Origin of the sequence: Paractinoplanes hotanensis (assembly GCF_023717965.1) — a bacterium.
Taxonomy (GTDB): domain Bacteria; phylum Actinomycetota; class Actinomycetes; order Mycobacteriales; family Micromonosporaceae; genus Actinoplanes; species Actinoplanes polyasparticus.
Map to the genome: position 1 here is coordinate 108,290 of NZ_JAMQOL010000048.1, position 14,570 is coordinate 122,859.

The following is a 14,570-nucleotide window of genomic DNA, read 5'->3' on the forward strand; positions in this document are numbered from 1 at the left end:
CGGCACCCACCCATAGAGTCATCCTCGTCGATGACTGGACGGGAGAGGACGCATGATTCGCCGAATTCTGGCCCTGATCGCCGCGGTGTCCGCCACCCTGGCCCTGACGCCGGCGGCGGCGCAGGCACACGGGGTACGCCCACTGGCCCGCGCACACGCCCATAACGACTACGAACACGAACGCCCGCTGGCCGACGCCCTGGCGCACGGCTTCACCAGCGTCGAGGCCGACATCTACCTGGTCGGCGGCGAACTGCTCGTCGGCCACGACCCGGAGGACGTGGTCCCCGGCCGCACACTGCAGAGCCTCTACCTCGACCCGCTGCGGCAACGGGTCCGGGCCAACCACGGCCGCGTCTACCGGGGCAGCCCGATCTCGCTGCAACTGCTGGTGGACATCAAGAACACCGGCGCCGCGACCTACACGGAACTCGACCGGGTGCTCCGCCAGTATCGGAGCATTCTCACGGCGTACGCGTGGGGAAGGGTTTCCAAAGACGCCGTAACCGTGGTCGTCAGCGGAGACCGCCCCCGCGACCTGATGGTCGCCCAGCGGGTGCGGTACGCGTTCTACGACGGCCGCGCCGCCGACCTCAACTCGGGCGCCCCCGCCTCGCTGATCCCGCTGATCAGCGACAACTGGACCACCCTCTTCACCTGGCAGGGCACCGGCCCGATCCCGCCCGCCGAACGCACGAGACTGCGCCAGTTCGTCCGCGACGCCCACGCCGACGGCCAGCGCGTCCGCTTCTGGGCCACCCCCGACACCCCGGGCCCCGCCCGCGACGCCCTGTGGCGCGAACTGGTAGCCGCCGACGTCGACCACATCAACACCGACGACCTCACGGGCCTGGAAGCCTTCCTCCGCGGCCGATCATTCGCGGAAGCCGCTTGAGGAGCGCCGTTCACTGCAGGTGACGATAAGAATTCTTCTAACTCGCAATCTGGACCAAAAGCGTTGAGCGGTGCCGTGGGCGCGACTTGCGGCGCGCCCACGGGACGTATAAGGACCTACCGAATGGGTATGGATTTGAACAGCCCGAAGCTGGTGACTCTCCGCTTCAGCGGTAATATTTAACCGGGGCCAGGTCACTGCAACGCTACATTTCAGACTGCTAAATAGCCGTCTGCCAGGTAGCAGTTCATCATTTCACTCACGCCCCAGCCTGGCATCGAGGTCCGGCCGTGCCGCAAAATCGTGCTTACAGGCATGAGCGCTTTTGCTCTCTCCTCGCTGGGGGCGACAGAGCAAGGAGCGTTGCGGGAAGGACCGGCCATGAAAGGCGACGAGTCGGCGCGAGCCTTTCCGTGGGTTCGCTGGACGCTCTTCACGCTGTTGATCGGTGGCCTGATGGTGCCGACCGGCATCGGCCTGGCCGCTGCTGTCAGCCGCCGCGGCGACGATGACCTCTGGGCACGGTGGGGCAGCGCCGGCGAGGCGTTCGGCGCGATCAATTCGCTGCTGTCGGCGTTCGCGTTGGCGGCGTTGGTGATCACCTATCGGACGCAGTCGCGCGACTTGCGCGTCCAGCGTGTCGCCCTGGAGGACGCCGAGAAAGCGCTGCGGCGCACCGCCGACGTCGGTGTTCGGGGCCTGCACATGGAACTTATGAATATGGCCCTGGATGACGCGGCTTTGGCCGATGTGTTGCCGAACCACGGCGGCCAGGACGAAAAGTCCCGGCGACAGCACATCTACAGCAACCTGCTTCTCCAAAACGTGTGGCTGCAGTACACCGTCGGCATCGCCTCCGAGGAAGAGATGGTCAGCAACGTCCGGCACCTCTTCGCCAGCCCGAAGGTCCGCGACTACTGGGGCGCCACTACGACCACCAGAAACAACGTCTATGTGCAAGGCACCCAGGAGCAAACCCTGGCCAAGGTGGCCGACGCCATCTGGCGTGAATACCAAAGCGTGCTGGCCTGCTCCGTAGACACACCTTCGAGGGACCCGGGTGATCCACCGTCGAAGGTCACGAAAAGGGGAGATCCTTGCGGGCCGCCACAAGTGTCTCTCGACTGACGACCACGATTCGCTCGTATTGGGCGACGCCCGCGTCCTCGGGAAGGTGGTGCCTCAGCTCGTCGGTTCGATCGGTGCCGATGACGGCGAAGTTGCCGTCGGCCAGCTCGAACAGGTCGGGGCAAGTGCACTCGGTAGCGCTGCCGCGGGCACGCGGGGACGATCCCAATCGCCGCAGGATGGGCGAGGCCGGAAGGGCTCCGGTAATCGGTGATCCGGTCGTCAGCTCTTCGCGCACCGCATAGTTGTAGCGCATCGGCATGCGGGTTGGTGGGAAGACGCACCGACTCGCGGGCACAGCAGAGTCGTAGCGCATCGGCAGGCGCCACCTGATGCGGACCCTGCAGACTAGTACGTGGCTCGGCCGCCGCTTATGTCGTAGACGGCGCCGGTCGAGAAGGAGACCTTGTCGGAGGTCAGCCAGGCGATCAGCTCGGCTACCTCTTCGGGGCGGCCCACGCGCTTCATGGGGATGAGGCTGGTGATGTGGGCCAGGGCTGCGGGGTCGGTGTCGGCGTTCATCGGGGTTTCGATCACGGCGGGGGCTATCGCGTTGACCAGGATGCCGGTGGTGGCCAGTTCCTTGCCCAGGGACTTGGTCAGGGCCATCACCGCGGCCTTCGAGGCCGAGTAGGGGCTCATGTTGGGGTTGCCGTCCTTGCCGGCCATGCTGGCCAGGTTGACGATCCGGCCCCAGCCTCGGGCGAGCATGCCGGGGACGAATGCCTGGCACGTGTTGAACGTGCCGCGCACGTTGACGGCGAAGACCCTGTCCCAAGCCTCGGGGTCGACCTGCCACAGCGGGGCGTTCGGGCCGACCACGCCGGCTGAGTTGATCAGGATGTCGACCGGGCCGAGCTGGGCGGCGGCTGCTTTCACCGCGGCCGGGTCGGAGACGTCGGCTCGTACGTCCGCGCCTTCGCCCAGGTCGATCGTGTGGACCTGGATGCCGTCGGCGCGCAGGCGGGTGGCGGCCGCGGCGCCGAGGCCGCTGAGGCCGCCGGTGATCACCGCCGTACGGGTGGAAGTCACGCCCTATTTGATCGCGACGCCGCACACCACGTCGAGAGCCTTCGGGACGGGAACCGTGGGGCGCCACAGCGGGGCCGAGGTCACGCCGGGGTCGATCAGGGTCAGGCCGTCGAAGAAGCGGGCGAACTGGGCGTGACTGCGCAGGACGTACGGCGGATTGGCCTGCTCGTTCCAGATCTTCTCGGCCTCGCCGTGCTCGAGGCTGTGGGAACCGTCGAGCGCGATGAAATAGCTGCCGGGCGCGAGCGCGTCGAGGTAGGCCCGGACCATTGCGAGCGCGACGTCGTCGTCGGTCAGGTGGCCCAGCAGGCCCGACATGATCAAGGCGACCGGGCGGGAGAAGTCGAGCCCGGCCGCCTCCAGCACCCACGCCGTGTCACGGCCGTCGGCCTGCACGAAATGGGTGTTACCGGTCAGCAGTGCCTGAGCGTGAGCGAGCACGAGCGGGTCGCTGTCGACGTAGACGACGCGTGACTCGGGAGCGACCCGCTGTGCCACCTCGTGGGTGTTGTCGGCCGTCGGCAGACCGGCCCCGACGTCGAGAAACTGCCTGATGCCGGCCGTGGCAGTCACGTGGGTCACCGCCCGTACGAGGAAGGCGCGGGAGGCCCGGGCGTTGTCGACGATGTCGGGGAACGCCTCGCGGATCTGATCGCCGACCTGCCGATCCACGGCGAAGTTGTCGGTTCCGCCGAGCCAGTAGTTCCAGATACGCGCCGTTTGCGGCACGCCCGTGTCGAGTTCATCCATATTTCCATTGTGGACCGATGCGACGCGGCTGGGGAACAGGAGTTATTGTTCCGCTGTGGACCACACCAGCGCGGCTTCGGCGGGCCTGGACCCGACCGTGCCCCACCCCGCCCGGCGCTACAACTACTGGCTCGGCGGCAAGGACAACTTCGCCGCCGACCGGGCCTCGGGCGACGAGCTGCAAAAGCTATTTCCCAAGGTACGGCTGGGTGCGCTGGCCAATCGTGCGCTGCTCCAGCGGGCCACCCGCTTCCTGGCCGCCGAGGCCGGCATCCGCCAGTTCCTCGACATCGGCACCGGCCTGCCCACGGCCGACAACACCCACGAGGTGGCGCAGCGGGTCACGCCCGACGCCCGCATCGTCTACGTCGACAACGACCCGCTGGTCATGGTGCACGCCCGCGCGCTGCTCAACAGCAGCCCCGAGGGGCGTACGGCCTACATCGAGGCCGATCTGAACCGGCCGGCCGAAATCCTCGAGCACCCGACGCTGCGCGAGACCCTCGACCTCGACCAGCCGATCGGCCTGATGCTGATCGCCGTGCTGCACTTCATCCACCGCGACGGCGCGGCCCAGCCGATCGTGCGCCGACTGCTCGACGCCCTGCCCTCGGGCAGCTACCTGGTGGCCACCCACGCCACCGCCGACTTCGGCACCCCCGAGCAGCAGAAGCTCTACCAGCAGCTCATCGCGCAGGGTAAGTCCGACGTCTGGACCAGGCCCAAGGACGAGTTCACCGCCCTGTTCGACGGCCTCGAGCTGGTCGAGCCGGGTGTCGTGCCGGCCAGCGAGTGGCGGCCCGAACCGGGCGCCGAGATCCCGGCCCGCTCCGACATCAACATCTGGACGGCGGTCGGCCGCAAGCCGTAGCCGCCCCCCACCCGACTGGCGTCGTCCTCACCAGGCCACAGGGCCGGCGTCGTCCTCACCAGGCCACAGGGCCGGCGTCGTCCTCACCAGGCGACGGGGCCGGCGTCGTCGAAGAAGCCGCCGGTCGGGCCGTCGGCGGGCAGGGTGGCCAGGTGGAGGGCGATCGCCGCACCCTGGGTGGGGGTGCGGTAGCCGCTGAAGTGGTTCAGGTCGGTCGCCACGTAGCCCGGGCAGCCCAGGTTGATCAGGATGTCCGTGTCCGCGAGCTCCTTGGCGTACTGCACGGTGACGGCATTCAGAAACGTCTTCGAGGGTGCGTACGCGGCGGAGATCGGCCCGGTCCCGCCGGTGTTCGCGCTCTGCAGCGTCAGCGAGCCCACGCTGCTCGACATGTTCACGATCCGCGGCGCGGACGAGCGGCGCAGCAGCGGCAGCATGGCGTTGGTGACCCGGATGACGCCGAGCACGTTGGTGTCGATCACCGTCCGGACCACGGCCGGGTCGACCACGGTCGGCTCCTGCGGCACCCCGCCGGTGATCGCGGCGTTGTTGACGAGCACGTCCAGGCCACGTTCCTCCAGCAGGGCCGCGGCCGCGGCGACGCTGGCGTCGTCGGTCACGTCCAGGGGCACCCCGAACGCGTCGACGCCGGACGCGCACAACTTCTCGACGGCGGTCTCCCGCCTTTCGGCTGAGCGGGCGCCCACGCCGACTGCCCAGCCCAGCGCGCCCAGGCCGGCCGCGATCTCGTACCCGATGCCCTTGTTCGCGCCGGTGACCAGCGCAATTGTCTTCTCGCTCATGAATCGATCCTGTCCGCGGCGGCGATTTCGGGCCAACACCATCTGGGTGCGCAGCGATACCGTGGCGGTATGGAAACGCGGGAGCTGCGCTATTTCGTCGCCGTCGCCGAGGAGCTGCACTTCGGCCGGGCGGCGCTGCGCCTCGGCATGGCCCAGCCACCGCTGTCGCGCGCGATCAGCCAGCTCGAGCGGCGGCTCGGCGTAGATCTGTTGCACCGCAGCAGCCGCTCGGTGGCGCTGACCGAGGCCGGCGCGGTGCTGCTGCACGAGGGGCGGGCGGCTCTGGACGCGGTGGCGGCGGCTGAACGGCGTACGCGCCGGGCCTCGGAAAACCCGGGGCTGGTGCTCGTCTCGAAGGCCGGGGCGGCCGGCGAGCTGCTGCCGAAGATGCTCGACGCGTACGCCGCCGAACCGGGCGCCGTGCCGGTCGAGGTCGTGTTGTGCGGCCCCGGCCAGCAGGAGGCGCTGCTGCGGGACGGCCGGGCCGACGTGGCGCTGCTGCACCTGCCGTTCGACTCGACCGCCGGGCTCGACACCGAGGAACTCAGCACCGAGAGCCAGGTGCTCGTGATGCCGGCCGGCCACGAGCTGAGCACGCGGTCCAGCCTGCGAATGTCCGACCTGGCGGACGTGCTGTGGCCGCGCTGGCCGGAACTCGACGGCACGTATGCGCCCGGCCCCGGTCCCGAGGTGCACGACGCCACCCAGCTGCTCCAGCTGATCTCGCTGGGCCGGGCCGTGACCGTGCTGCCCGAGTCGATCCGGGCCTCGCTGCACGAGGGTCTGACCACCGTCCCCGTGCTGGATGCGCCCCTGGTCACAACCGTGATCGCGTGGCCGCGGCACAGCCGGTCACTCGCCCTGGCCAGCCTGATCCAGGCAGCGACCCGCATCTGAGAACACGCTCGGTGACCGGCCAGAAGTGACCGAATCTCCAACGCATGCGGTCACTGGCCTGGAGCCTCTGACAGTCGACGATCGCGACTGAGAACACACGCGGTCAGCGCAGCTCAGGCATCGCCGGGGACGCGATCTCGCTGACGCGCGCGCCAGGTGCCACTACGCCGGCTCCCACCTGGTGGTCCGGGACAGCATGGCCGCGCCCGATGGGTCGGACAGAACCTTCCGCCGCTGGTACACCTGCGCCTCGTGCAGCCCATCAAAGAGCGGGCTTTCGCATGTTCCGAACATCCGGATGATGTGAGTATCCTGATGATGTGAGGATCTCGCGGATGGAGCAGCAGGCTCGGACCAGGAGGGCCGTGTTGACCGCGGCGCGGGCTGAGTTCGCCGAGCGTGGCTACTCGGAAGCCAAGATCGACCGCATCGCGGAGCGGGCCGAACTGACTCGCGGGGCCGTCTACTCCAACTTTCCGAGCAAGCGGGCGCTGTATCTGGCGGTGCTGCTCGACGGTGCCGAGCCGGCCCGCACGCGGGACCCATCGGCGCCTCCTGCTGAGCACACGCGCTCACATGGGCAGGCCGCTGAGCAGAAGCGCGCGATGGAACCAGCCGACGAGCAGGAACGCGCAGCCGGGCATGCCGCTGAACAGGAACCTGCAGCCGGATCGACCGCTGAGCGCGAGCACATCAGCGGACTCCTGCCAGCGACGGAACGGAATGACCCGGGTCGGGTCAACCAGCGGTCGCCCGCGGCGGAGCTGGAGGCGCTCGATGTGCCGGGCGCGGTCGAGGCGTTCGCCCGGGTGTGGCTGGAACGGCTGCCGCTCGCCTACGACGACAACACGGCTGGGCGTTTGCGGGCGCGGTCGCTGACCGGGGTGTTCGACGACGACGAACGGGGCCGGGCGGCCCTGGCTCAGCTCACCTGGCTGGAAGCCCTGCTGCTGGCGGTCGCGCTCGAGTCGTGCCGGGCGCGGGGCGCCGGGCGGCGGGTGCGGCTGGCCGAACTGATTCTCACGATGCTGCACGGCGCGGCCACGCTGGCCGAGACCGCCCCCGGCTTCGGCGACGCGTTCGACGTGGCGGGCGCCTGCCGACATCTGGCCGGGCTGGACGTGGCTGACGAGTGGAATCCGCCCTATCTTCCCTACGTGGCACCGGCCCGCCCGGTCGCCGAGGCCTGGGTCTCCCCCGGCGCGGTCGCCGATGAGCTCAGCGGTCGCTCCTTCGAGGTCGGCGACGGCGTGGTCGTGCTGCTCGGCGCCGGCCGTCTCGGGTCGGCCGAGGATGCCGTCCGATCGGCCCGGCCGGGCGAGGTGGTCATAATCGCGGTCGTGACCGACGATCCGGCCGAGACGGGGGCGCTCGTCCGGCTGCGGTTGAACGATCTGGCGACGATGCTGCGCCAGATCTTCGGTCCGGCCTTCCGCCCGTCGCTGCGCCTGGTCCTGGACGAAAGCGGCGCGCTGGCATCAGCGATGGGCGCCACTCCGGCCTTCGATACCGAGACGTCCGTCCGGATCAAGAACGGCGAGATAGTCGCCCGCTCCGACGGCCGCGGCGCCGGACACGCAACGGCGATCGCCAGGGAGACGCCGTGAACGCCGCGCGGCGGGGGGCGAGGAGTCGTACGGGATGACGGGCTGGGGGCGCTGTGAGTGATGTGCTGCATGTGTTGCGGTGTATGGGGTTTGCTGAGCTGTCGCGGATCGCTGATGCGGTGGGGCGGGCGGAGGGGGAAACCGAGTCGGCGCTGATCGACCTTGCGGTCGACGGGTTGGTGACCCGGGAGATGGGGGCCTGGGGGCTCACCGCGGCGGGGCGGGCGGAGGACCTCCGGCGCACTGCGGCCGAGCTTCGGGCGGCGGGGGCCGCGGGGGCGGTCGAATCCGCGTACGGAAGGTTCCTGGTTCTCAATCCGGAGCTGCTGGACCTCTGCTCGGCCTGGCAGCTGCGCAGCGTGGACGGGGTGGCCGTGGCCAATGACCACCGCGACACCGCGTACGACGGAAGGGTTCTGGAGCTTTTCGGGGATCTCGACCGGCGCGTGGAAGTGGTGTGTGTCGAGCTGGCTGGGGCGCTGCCTCGGTTCGGGCGCTATCGGGAACGGCTGGCTTCGGCGCTCGGGCGGGCTCGGGGCGGGGCGCTGGAGGAGTTGGCGGACAGCATGACCTCGTACCACGTGGTGTGGTTTCAGTTGCATGAGGATCTGCTGGTGACGCTCGGGCGGCCGCGCACATGATCCGGTCGCTCGGGCCTGCGGTGGACGCGCCGGCGGACACCATCGGCGGCAAGGCAGCCGGGCTCGTCACCCTGATGCGGCTGGGGTTGCCGGTGCCGACCGGGTTCGTCGTGGACGTCGCCGCCGGGCGAGCCTTTCTGCGGGACGGGCAGATGCCGAGCGGGCTGGAAGCGGCCCGTGACGCCCTGGGGGTGGACGCGGTTTCGGTGCGGTCGGGGGCGGCGGTGTCGATGCCGGGCATGATGTCCACGGTGCTCGACGTGCGCGGGCCGGTCACTCCGGCCGTACGGGAAATCTTCGGCTCTTGGAACACCGCGCGCGCCCGCACCTACCGGACGTTGCACGGAATCCCGCACGACCTGGGCACCGCCGTTGTCGTGCAGGCGATGGTGTACGGGGATCGGGACAGCCACAGTGGCAGCGGCGTCGCTTTCAGCCGCGACCCCACCACCGGCGACCGCGAACCGTACGGCGATCTGCTGTTCCGCGGCCGCGGAGATGACGTCGTCTCGGGGCGTGCGGTCACGCTGCCGCTTCCGGTGCTGGCCGATCGGGAGCCGGCGGTGTGGGCCGAGCTGGCCGAGGCGCTTTCGGCTCTGGAGAAGCACTTCCGCGACGCCTGCCACGTCGAGTTCACTGTGGAGTCGGGCCGGTTGTGGCTCCTTCAGGTGCGCCCGGGCGGGCTGACCGCGCGGGCCGCCGTCCGGGTGGCTGTCGACCTGGCCGACGAGGGGCTGATCGACCGGCGCGAAGCCGTACGCCGCATTTCGCCGCAACGGCTACGGGCCGCCGCCGTCCCTCGGCTGCTCGGCGGCGATCTGCTGGCCCGCGGTCGCGGCGCTTCCCCGGGCGTGGCCACCGGCCGGGTCGCTGTGACCGCCGACCGGGCCGTGCGGATGGCCGGCGACGGGCCCGTCATCCTGGTACGCCCGGAGACCTCGCCCCTCGACCTGCACGGCCTCGCCGCCGCGACCGGCATCGTGACCAACCTTGGCGGCCTCGCCAGCCACGCCGCGGTCGTCGCGCGCTCGCTGGGCCGCCCCGCCGTCGTCGGCGCCACCGATCTGCGGCTGCCCGAGGGCACGATCATCAGCATCGACGGCGCCAGCGGCGCGGTCGTGCGGGGCAACCCCGGCTTGATCCCGGCCGTGGCCGACACCCACCTGCACCGCTTGCTGTCGTGGGCCGACGACGTCTCGGGCGACCGCTCGCCCCGCTCCGGCGAGGAACGACTCGCCGCCGCCCACGCCAAGGGCTAGCGCCGGGCCAGGCGACGCTCGCCGGCCGCGCCGGTCTGGTACGGCAGGTTGTAGTGGGCGAAGACCTTGGGCTCCTCGGTGGCCTCCAGCTCGCCGTCGACGTCGATCGTCGGCGCGTCGCCCACCGTCTTCTTGTCGTAACGGACCCGTACGGCGCTCGGCAGCACGGTCGCGCCGTCCAGGGGCACGAAGACCAGCCGGTGCCGGCCGAACATGCCGACCCGTACGGTGGCGAACGCGGGCTGATCGGTGACCGTGTCGACGTAGACCGCCTCCAGGTCGCCGATTTTGTTGCTGTCGGGGTCGATGACCTTCTCGCCGCGCCAGTCGCGCAGGTTCTCAGCGGGGAACATGCACGTCAGATGCCCTGTGCCGGCCGTTGCGAAACGACTTCGCCCAGTGACTTCGCGCGCTAGAGCAGCACCGCCGCCGTGTACAGAATGTGCCTGCGCAGCAGGGTGGCGGCCCGGTCGGCGTCGCGGGCCAGGACGGCCTGCTCGATCGCCTCGTGCTCGGCGGCCGCGTCGCGCGTCGGGTTGGCCTCGAACGACCACCGGCGGGCCAGCTCACCGGCCGTCCAGAGGCGGTCGAACGTCTCCAGCACCACGTCGTTGCCGCAACCGCTCAGCAGCGTGCGGTGGAACAGCCGGTGGGCCTCGGCCCAGTCACCGGTCACGGCGAAGGGAGTGCCGGCCAGGCGGTGGTAGGCGGCCCGGACGGCGGCCTCCCATTCCAGGTCGCCGCGGGCCACGGCCAGGCTCAGGGCGGCCGGTTCGACCAGCGAGCGGGTCTCGGCGATCTGCTGCCAGCGCTCGGCGCCGGTGTCCGGCACGACAAAGCCCCGGTTGGGCAGCCGGTAGGCCAGCCCCTCGCCCACCAGCCGTAGCAGGGCCTCGCGGGCGACGGCCAGGCTCACGCCGTGGCGGGTGGCCAGCTCTTGCGGCTTCAGCGCCTGCCGCGGCTCGAATTCACCGTCGAGGACGGCCGCTCGCAGCGAGGCGTACACCTTCTCCGACGCTGTCATGGTGGTCACCCTACCGAAAATAATCGATTATCTGTAGGTTAGTCGATCGTAAGGACACGATCTCAGCGAGGAGACACCATGAACGACCCGTTCGCCCGGCTGCCCGAGGTGCCGGCCTTCACGGTTACCAGCACCAGCGTGAAGCACGGCGAGGTGCTGCCCGCCGCGCAGATGTCCGGCCTGTTCGGCGTCCCCGGCGGCCAGGACGCCTCGCCCCAGCTGAGCTGGAGCGGCGCCCCCGAGGGAACGAAGAGCTACGCGGTCACGATGTACGACCCCGATGCCCCGACCGGCTCCGGCTTCTGGCACTGGGCCGTCGCCGGCATCCCTGCCACCGTGACGTCCCTTCCCGAGGGCGCGGGCGACGAAGCCGGCTCCGGGCTGCCCGAGTCCGCCTACCAGCTGCCCACCGACGCCGGCGCGGCCCGCTTCGTCGGCGCCGCCCCGCCCGCCGGCCACGGCCCGCACCGCTACTTCATCACCGTGCACGCGCTCGATGTGGAGGACATCGGCGTTCCCCCGACCGCGACCCCGGCGTTCCTCGGCTTCAACTTCCTCGGCCACATCCTGGGCCGCGCCACCCTGGTCGCCACCGCGGAGACCCCGGCGTCCTGATCGCTCGCCGCGCTTCTCGCACTTCGTGGCGCACAGTGCGAGAGGCGCGGCCTCCGGGCGGGTATGCGTGCGAGCATTCACATTCGGGTCGCCGCCGGCCGCGAACCTCGTTCAATTGAGAAGAGCCTGCATGAGACCGCGTTATGGGGCAGCCGCGCATCGCATGCCTCGGCCGCATTCTCCCTTACCGCACGAATTCTTTCACTCCGGCCGACGCGGGCGCATCACTTCACGGGCACTTTCATTCTGAACAGCTTCTCTGCATTTCGGAACGCAATCTTTTCCTTGTCTTCGCGTGGCAGATCGACTCCGCGGAACCAGTCGGTCTGCACCTTTATGTCAGCGAACGGGTAGTCGGTTGCGAACATCACCCGATCCACGCTCATGAACTTCAGCAGGAGATCGAGCAGTTCGGTCTGGGGGAATGCGCTGGTTGTGATCCAGAAGTTGTCCTGGAAGTATTGCCCGAAGGGCTTCTCGAGCGAGTTTTCGGTCGGCTCGCCCATGTCTTCGATGATCCGCTTGTAGTAGAAGGGAAGACCCTCGCCCATGTGGCCGATGATGACCTTCAGCTTGGGGAATCTGTCGAAAACCCCGTACGCGATCATCCGGATGCATTGGGTCAGCACCTCCTGGTGCCAGCCATATCCAGACCCACTGAAAATGTAGTCTTGGAACTCTTCCGTGTATTCAGACCGGGTGGTGCTGTAGTAGATCTTGAAGATCTCGTCAGCCGGATAGCCGGGATGCAGGTAGATCGGCACGTCGAGAGCAACGGCACGTGCCAGCACGGGCTCGAAATCGGGATGATCGAGAAACTTCTTCGTGATGTGCCCGTTGGTCAGTGCGCCCAGGAAGCCATCTTCCTTGACCGAGCGTTCCAGTTCGTCCGCCGCCGCCTCCGGGCTCTGCAAGGGCAAGGTGGCGAAAGCCTTGAAGCGGCCCGGATACTTGGCGATCGGCCCGTCCACAAGTTGCCGGTTAAGACGATAGGCAAGGTCGATGCCCCTTTGCCCAGGGACATTTTGTACGGACGGTGTATGAGCAGAGAGGATTTGAACGTTGAGTCCCCCCGCATCCATAGCGTCGATGCGGCGTTGGCCTAGATCCGAAAGACCAATTTCCTCAAGGAACTCGATGTGTTCCTCGTTGATGGAGTTCAGCTTCAACAACGTGGGAGTCGAAAATGTCTCCTCCGTGCCGATGAAGGGCAGGTCCCGGTCTCGCAACGCAATGTCCGGAGTCTTGTCCGGAGTCTTGTTCCCGTCCGCTGCCGAAACGGCGGCGTACGTGGACAAGCCGGCACCAGCACCAAGTGCCGTGGCAGCGGCCAGAAAGCCGCGGCGTCCCATGGACTTCATGTCAGTCTCTCTTCAAGTGTTTGTGTGGCGTGGTTATCCGTACGGCATCCGTCTGCGAGATGCTTCAGTTCGACCCTTCGTCGTTACCAGGCGCCCACGCCGCGTCCCCCTTCGACCTCGGCGCCGGACCCCGCGTTGTTGTCGGCGTACGACCCGTAGGCGGCGACAGGGAACGCCGTCACCAGCGCCATGGCGCCCACCCCGGATCTCAACCGCCCGGGCGGCGCTTTCCCGGACCGCGTTACTTTGACAGCCATCAATACCTCCGGCGCACGAGTTGCCTCGCTCATCTGACGCCGACTTTCGTACCAAGCGAATCTGAGACGACCGTTAAAAAAAGGCTCCTGGCACGATCTCCTGGTACTCCGGCGGGGGATGTTGACCTTGGCTGAGCTGGACGTCGGGCGGTGCGAAGACGAAGGCAGCCACCGTCGACGTCCCCGGATCGGGTGTGACGGCGCACGCGACCGAGGCGACCAGCATCACCAGCAGCCCGGCGATCAGTACCTTCTTGCGTCCGAAGTGGTCGGCCGGCGCCCCGGCGAGCAGCAGCAACGAGGCGACCGTGATGAGGTATCCGGTCAGCACCCACTGCAGCTGGGTGACGCTCGCGGGCAATTCGCGGCCGATCGCGGGGACGGCCACATTGATCATGTACGCGTCGACGAAGCCGACCATCGACGCCAGCACCGTCGCCGTGACCAGCGCCACCCCACCCGGCGAGCGCAGCTTGACTGTCATGCCAACCAGCCTGGGCCCCGGGGCCCTGGTTCGCGCCCGTGGCATGCCCTGGCGCCCTGGAAACCAGTGTGTCCCCCTGGCGCGACCCGGTGCCCCTGAGCGCGAGATTAAGGGGTGTCGAGTTTTCCCGTACGAACTCAGGAGCACACCATGGACATGAAGCTCGAAGTCGTCGTTGTCCCCGTCGCGGACGTCGACCGGGCCAAGGAGTTCTACACCAGGCTCGGCTGGCGGCTGGACGCGGATTTCGCCTCCGACGACGGATTCCGGGTCGTTCAGGTGACCCCGCCCGGCTCGCCCGCGTCGATCATCTTCGGCAGCCTGGTCCTCGAGCAGGAGCCCGGCAGCGCCCAGGGCCTACATCTGGTCGTCAGCGACATCGACGCCGCGCACGACGAGCTCAAGCGGGCCGGCGCCGAGCCCAGCGAGGTTTTCCACGACGCGGCCGGCGTCTTCCACCGCGGTGGCACGGACAACCGGGTGACCGGCCCCGACCCGAACCGCAGCAGCTACGGCTCGTACCTGTCGTTCAGCGACCCGGACGGCAACGGCTGGGTGCTGCAGGAGGTCACCAACCGCCTGCCCGGCCGTGTCGACCCGAGCACGACCGCGTTCGCCACCACGGCCGATCTGGCCGCTGCCCTGCGCCGGGCCGCAGCCGCGCACGGTGAGCACGAGAAGCGCACCGGCGCCGCGGACCCGGACTGGCCGGACTGGTACGCCGACTACATGGTCAAGGAGCAGGCCGGAGCCGAGCTGCCCCGCTGAGCTCACGGGCGGGCGCCACGCGTCGGCGCCCGCCACTTCCTTCAGCCGAAGATGCCGCGCGGGAAGATCCTGCGGAACAGCCCGCGCGACCGCCCAGCTGGGACCCACGGGTGCTCATATGTGCAGTTGACCGCCCGGAAAAACGGCTACTAGGGTGCGCCCTTGTGAAAACGACTTT

The 14,570-nt window shown here is 68.9% G+C and carries 17 protein-coding genes; 9 read left to right on the forward strand and 8 right to left on the reverse strand.

What is annotated here, in order from left to right:
* Positions 1–52 precede the first annotated feature (52 nt).
* On the forward strand, positions 53–895 hold the full coding sequence (locus LXN57_RS33200; RefSeq protein WP_251802166.1) for a phosphatidylinositol-specific phospholipase C/glycerophosphodiester phosphodiesterase family protein: 843 nt from the start codon (positions 53–55) through the stop codon (positions 893–895).
* Positions 896–1,276: 381 nt separating this feature from the next.
* A complete protein-coding gene (locus tag LXN57_RS33205) occupies positions 1,277–2,023 on the forward strand; it encodes a DUF6082 family protein (RefSeq protein WP_251802167.1) in 747 nt (248 codons plus the stop codon).
* On the opposite strand, the gene LXN57_RS33210 is transcribed toward LXN57_RS33205, so the two are convergent.
* The 3 genes from LXN57_RS33210 to LXN57_RS33220 all read right to left on the reverse strand — a co-directional run bounded on the left by LXN57_RS33210 (position 1,974) and on the right by LXN57_RS33220 (position 3,805).
* Positions 1,974–2,285: a hypothetical protein gene (locus LXN57_RS33210; protein ID WP_251802168.1), complete on the reverse strand. Its 312-nt coding sequence runs from the start codon at positions 2,283–2,285 to the stop codon at positions 1,974–1,976. The genes LXN57_RS33205 and LXN57_RS33210 overlap by 50 nt on opposite strands.
* 86 nt (positions 2,286–2,371) lie before the next feature.
* Complete coding sequence (locus LXN57_RS33215; RefSeq protein WP_251802169.1) at positions 2,372–3,055, reverse strand: SDR family NAD(P)-dependent oxidoreductase; 684 nt, start codon at positions 3,053–3,055, stop codon at positions 2,372–2,374.
* A gap of 3 nt (positions 3,056–3,058) precedes the next feature.
* Positions 3,059–3,805, reverse strand: coding sequence for an SAM-dependent methyltransferase (locus tag LXN57_RS33220; protein ID WP_251802170.1), 747 nt, complete (start codon positions 3,803–3,805; stop codon positions 3,059–3,061).
* A 55-nt stretch (positions 3,806–3,860) separates the two neighbouring features.
* Here LXN57_RS33220 and LXN57_RS33225 point away from each other — a divergent pair, with 55 nt between their 5' ends.
* Entirely contained in the window at positions 3,861–4,676 is an 816-nt protein-coding gene (locus LXN57_RS33225; RefSeq protein ID WP_251802171.1) for an SAM-dependent methyltransferase, read from the forward strand.
* An 83-nt stretch (positions 4,677–4,759) separates the two neighbouring features.
* Here the strand turns inward: LXN57_RS33225 and LXN57_RS33230 are convergent, their stop codons facing one another.
* Complete coding sequence (locus tag LXN57_RS33230; protein WP_251802172.1) at positions 4,760–5,479, reverse strand: SDR family NAD(P)-dependent oxidoreductase; 720 nt, start codon at positions 5,477–5,479, stop codon at positions 4,760–4,762.
* Between the two features lie 69 nt (positions 5,480–5,548).
* On the opposite strand from LXN57_RS33230, the gene LXN57_RS33235 reads away from it, so the two are divergent.
* From LXN57_RS33235 to LXN57_RS33250, 4 genes are all read left to right on the forward strand, one after another.
* Positions 5,549–6,376, forward strand: coding sequence for a LysR family transcriptional regulator (locus LXN57_RS33235; RefSeq protein ID WP_251802173.1), 828 nt, complete (start codon positions 5,549–5,551; stop codon positions 6,374–6,376).
* Positions 6,377–6,696: 320 nt separating this feature from the next.
* Positions 6,697–7,983 (forward strand): TetR family transcriptional regulator, encoded by a 1,287-nt coding sequence (locus LXN57_RS33240; protein WP_251802174.1) that lies wholly within the window; start codon positions 6,697–6,699, stop codon positions 7,981–7,983.
* Between the two features lie 53 nt (positions 7,984–8,036).
* A complete protein-coding gene (locus tag LXN57_RS33245; RefSeq protein WP_251802175.1) occupies positions 8,037–8,624 on the forward strand; it encodes a transcriptional regulator in 588 nt (195 codons plus the stop codon).
* Positions 8,621–9,883 carry a PEP/pyruvate-binding domain-containing protein gene (locus LXN57_RS33250; RefSeq protein ID WP_251802176.1) on the forward strand — a complete coding sequence of 421 codons (1,263 nt, stop codon included), beginning with the start codon at positions 8,621–8,623 and terminating at the stop codon, positions 9,881–9,883. The genes LXN57_RS33245 and LXN57_RS33250 overlap by 4 nt, the downstream gene beginning before the upstream one ends.
* Here the strand turns inward: LXN57_RS33250 and LXN57_RS33255 are convergent.
* On the reverse strand, positions 9,880–10,236 hold the full coding sequence (locus LXN57_RS33255; RefSeq protein ID WP_251802177.1) for a PRC-barrel domain-containing protein: 357 nt from the start codon (positions 10,234–10,236) through the stop codon (positions 9,880–9,882). The two genes, LXN57_RS33250 and LXN57_RS33255, sit on opposite strands and share 4 nt — an antisense overlap.
* Before the next feature lie 59 nt (positions 10,237–10,295).
* A complete protein-coding gene (locus tag LXN57_RS33260) occupies positions 10,296–10,907 on the reverse strand; it encodes a GntR family transcriptional regulator (RefSeq protein ID WP_251802178.1) in 612 nt (203 codons plus the stop codon).
* A gap of 78 nt (positions 10,908–10,985) precedes the next feature.
* Here LXN57_RS33260 and LXN57_RS33265 point away from each other — a divergent pair, with 78 nt between their 5' ends.
* Positions 10,986–11,522, forward strand: coding sequence for a YbhB/YbcL family Raf kinase inhibitor-like protein (locus tag LXN57_RS33265; protein WP_251802179.1), 537 nt, complete (start codon positions 10,986–10,988; stop codon positions 11,520–11,522).
* A gap of 224 nt (positions 11,523–11,746) precedes the next feature.
* On the opposite strand, the gene LXN57_RS33270 is transcribed toward LXN57_RS33265, so the two are convergent.
* Positions 11,747–12,883, reverse strand: a complete 1,137-nt coding sequence (locus tag LXN57_RS33270; protein ID WP_251802180.1) for an amidohydrolase family protein — start codon at positions 12,881–12,883, stop codon at positions 11,747–11,749.
* A gap of 330 nt (positions 12,884–13,213) precedes the next feature.
* Positions 13,214–13,624 (reverse strand): MFS transporter, encoded by a 411-nt coding sequence (locus tag LXN57_RS33275; protein WP_251802181.1) that lies wholly within the window; start codon positions 13,622–13,624, stop codon positions 13,214–13,216.
* A gap of 150 nt (positions 13,625–13,774) precedes the next feature.
* On the opposite strand from LXN57_RS33275, the gene LXN57_RS33280 reads away from it, so the two are divergent.
* Entirely contained in the window at positions 13,775–14,392 is a 618-nt protein-coding gene (locus LXN57_RS33280) for a VOC family protein (protein ID WP_251802182.1), read from the forward strand.
* The last annotated feature ends 178 nt before the right edge of the window (positions 14,393–14,570 follow it).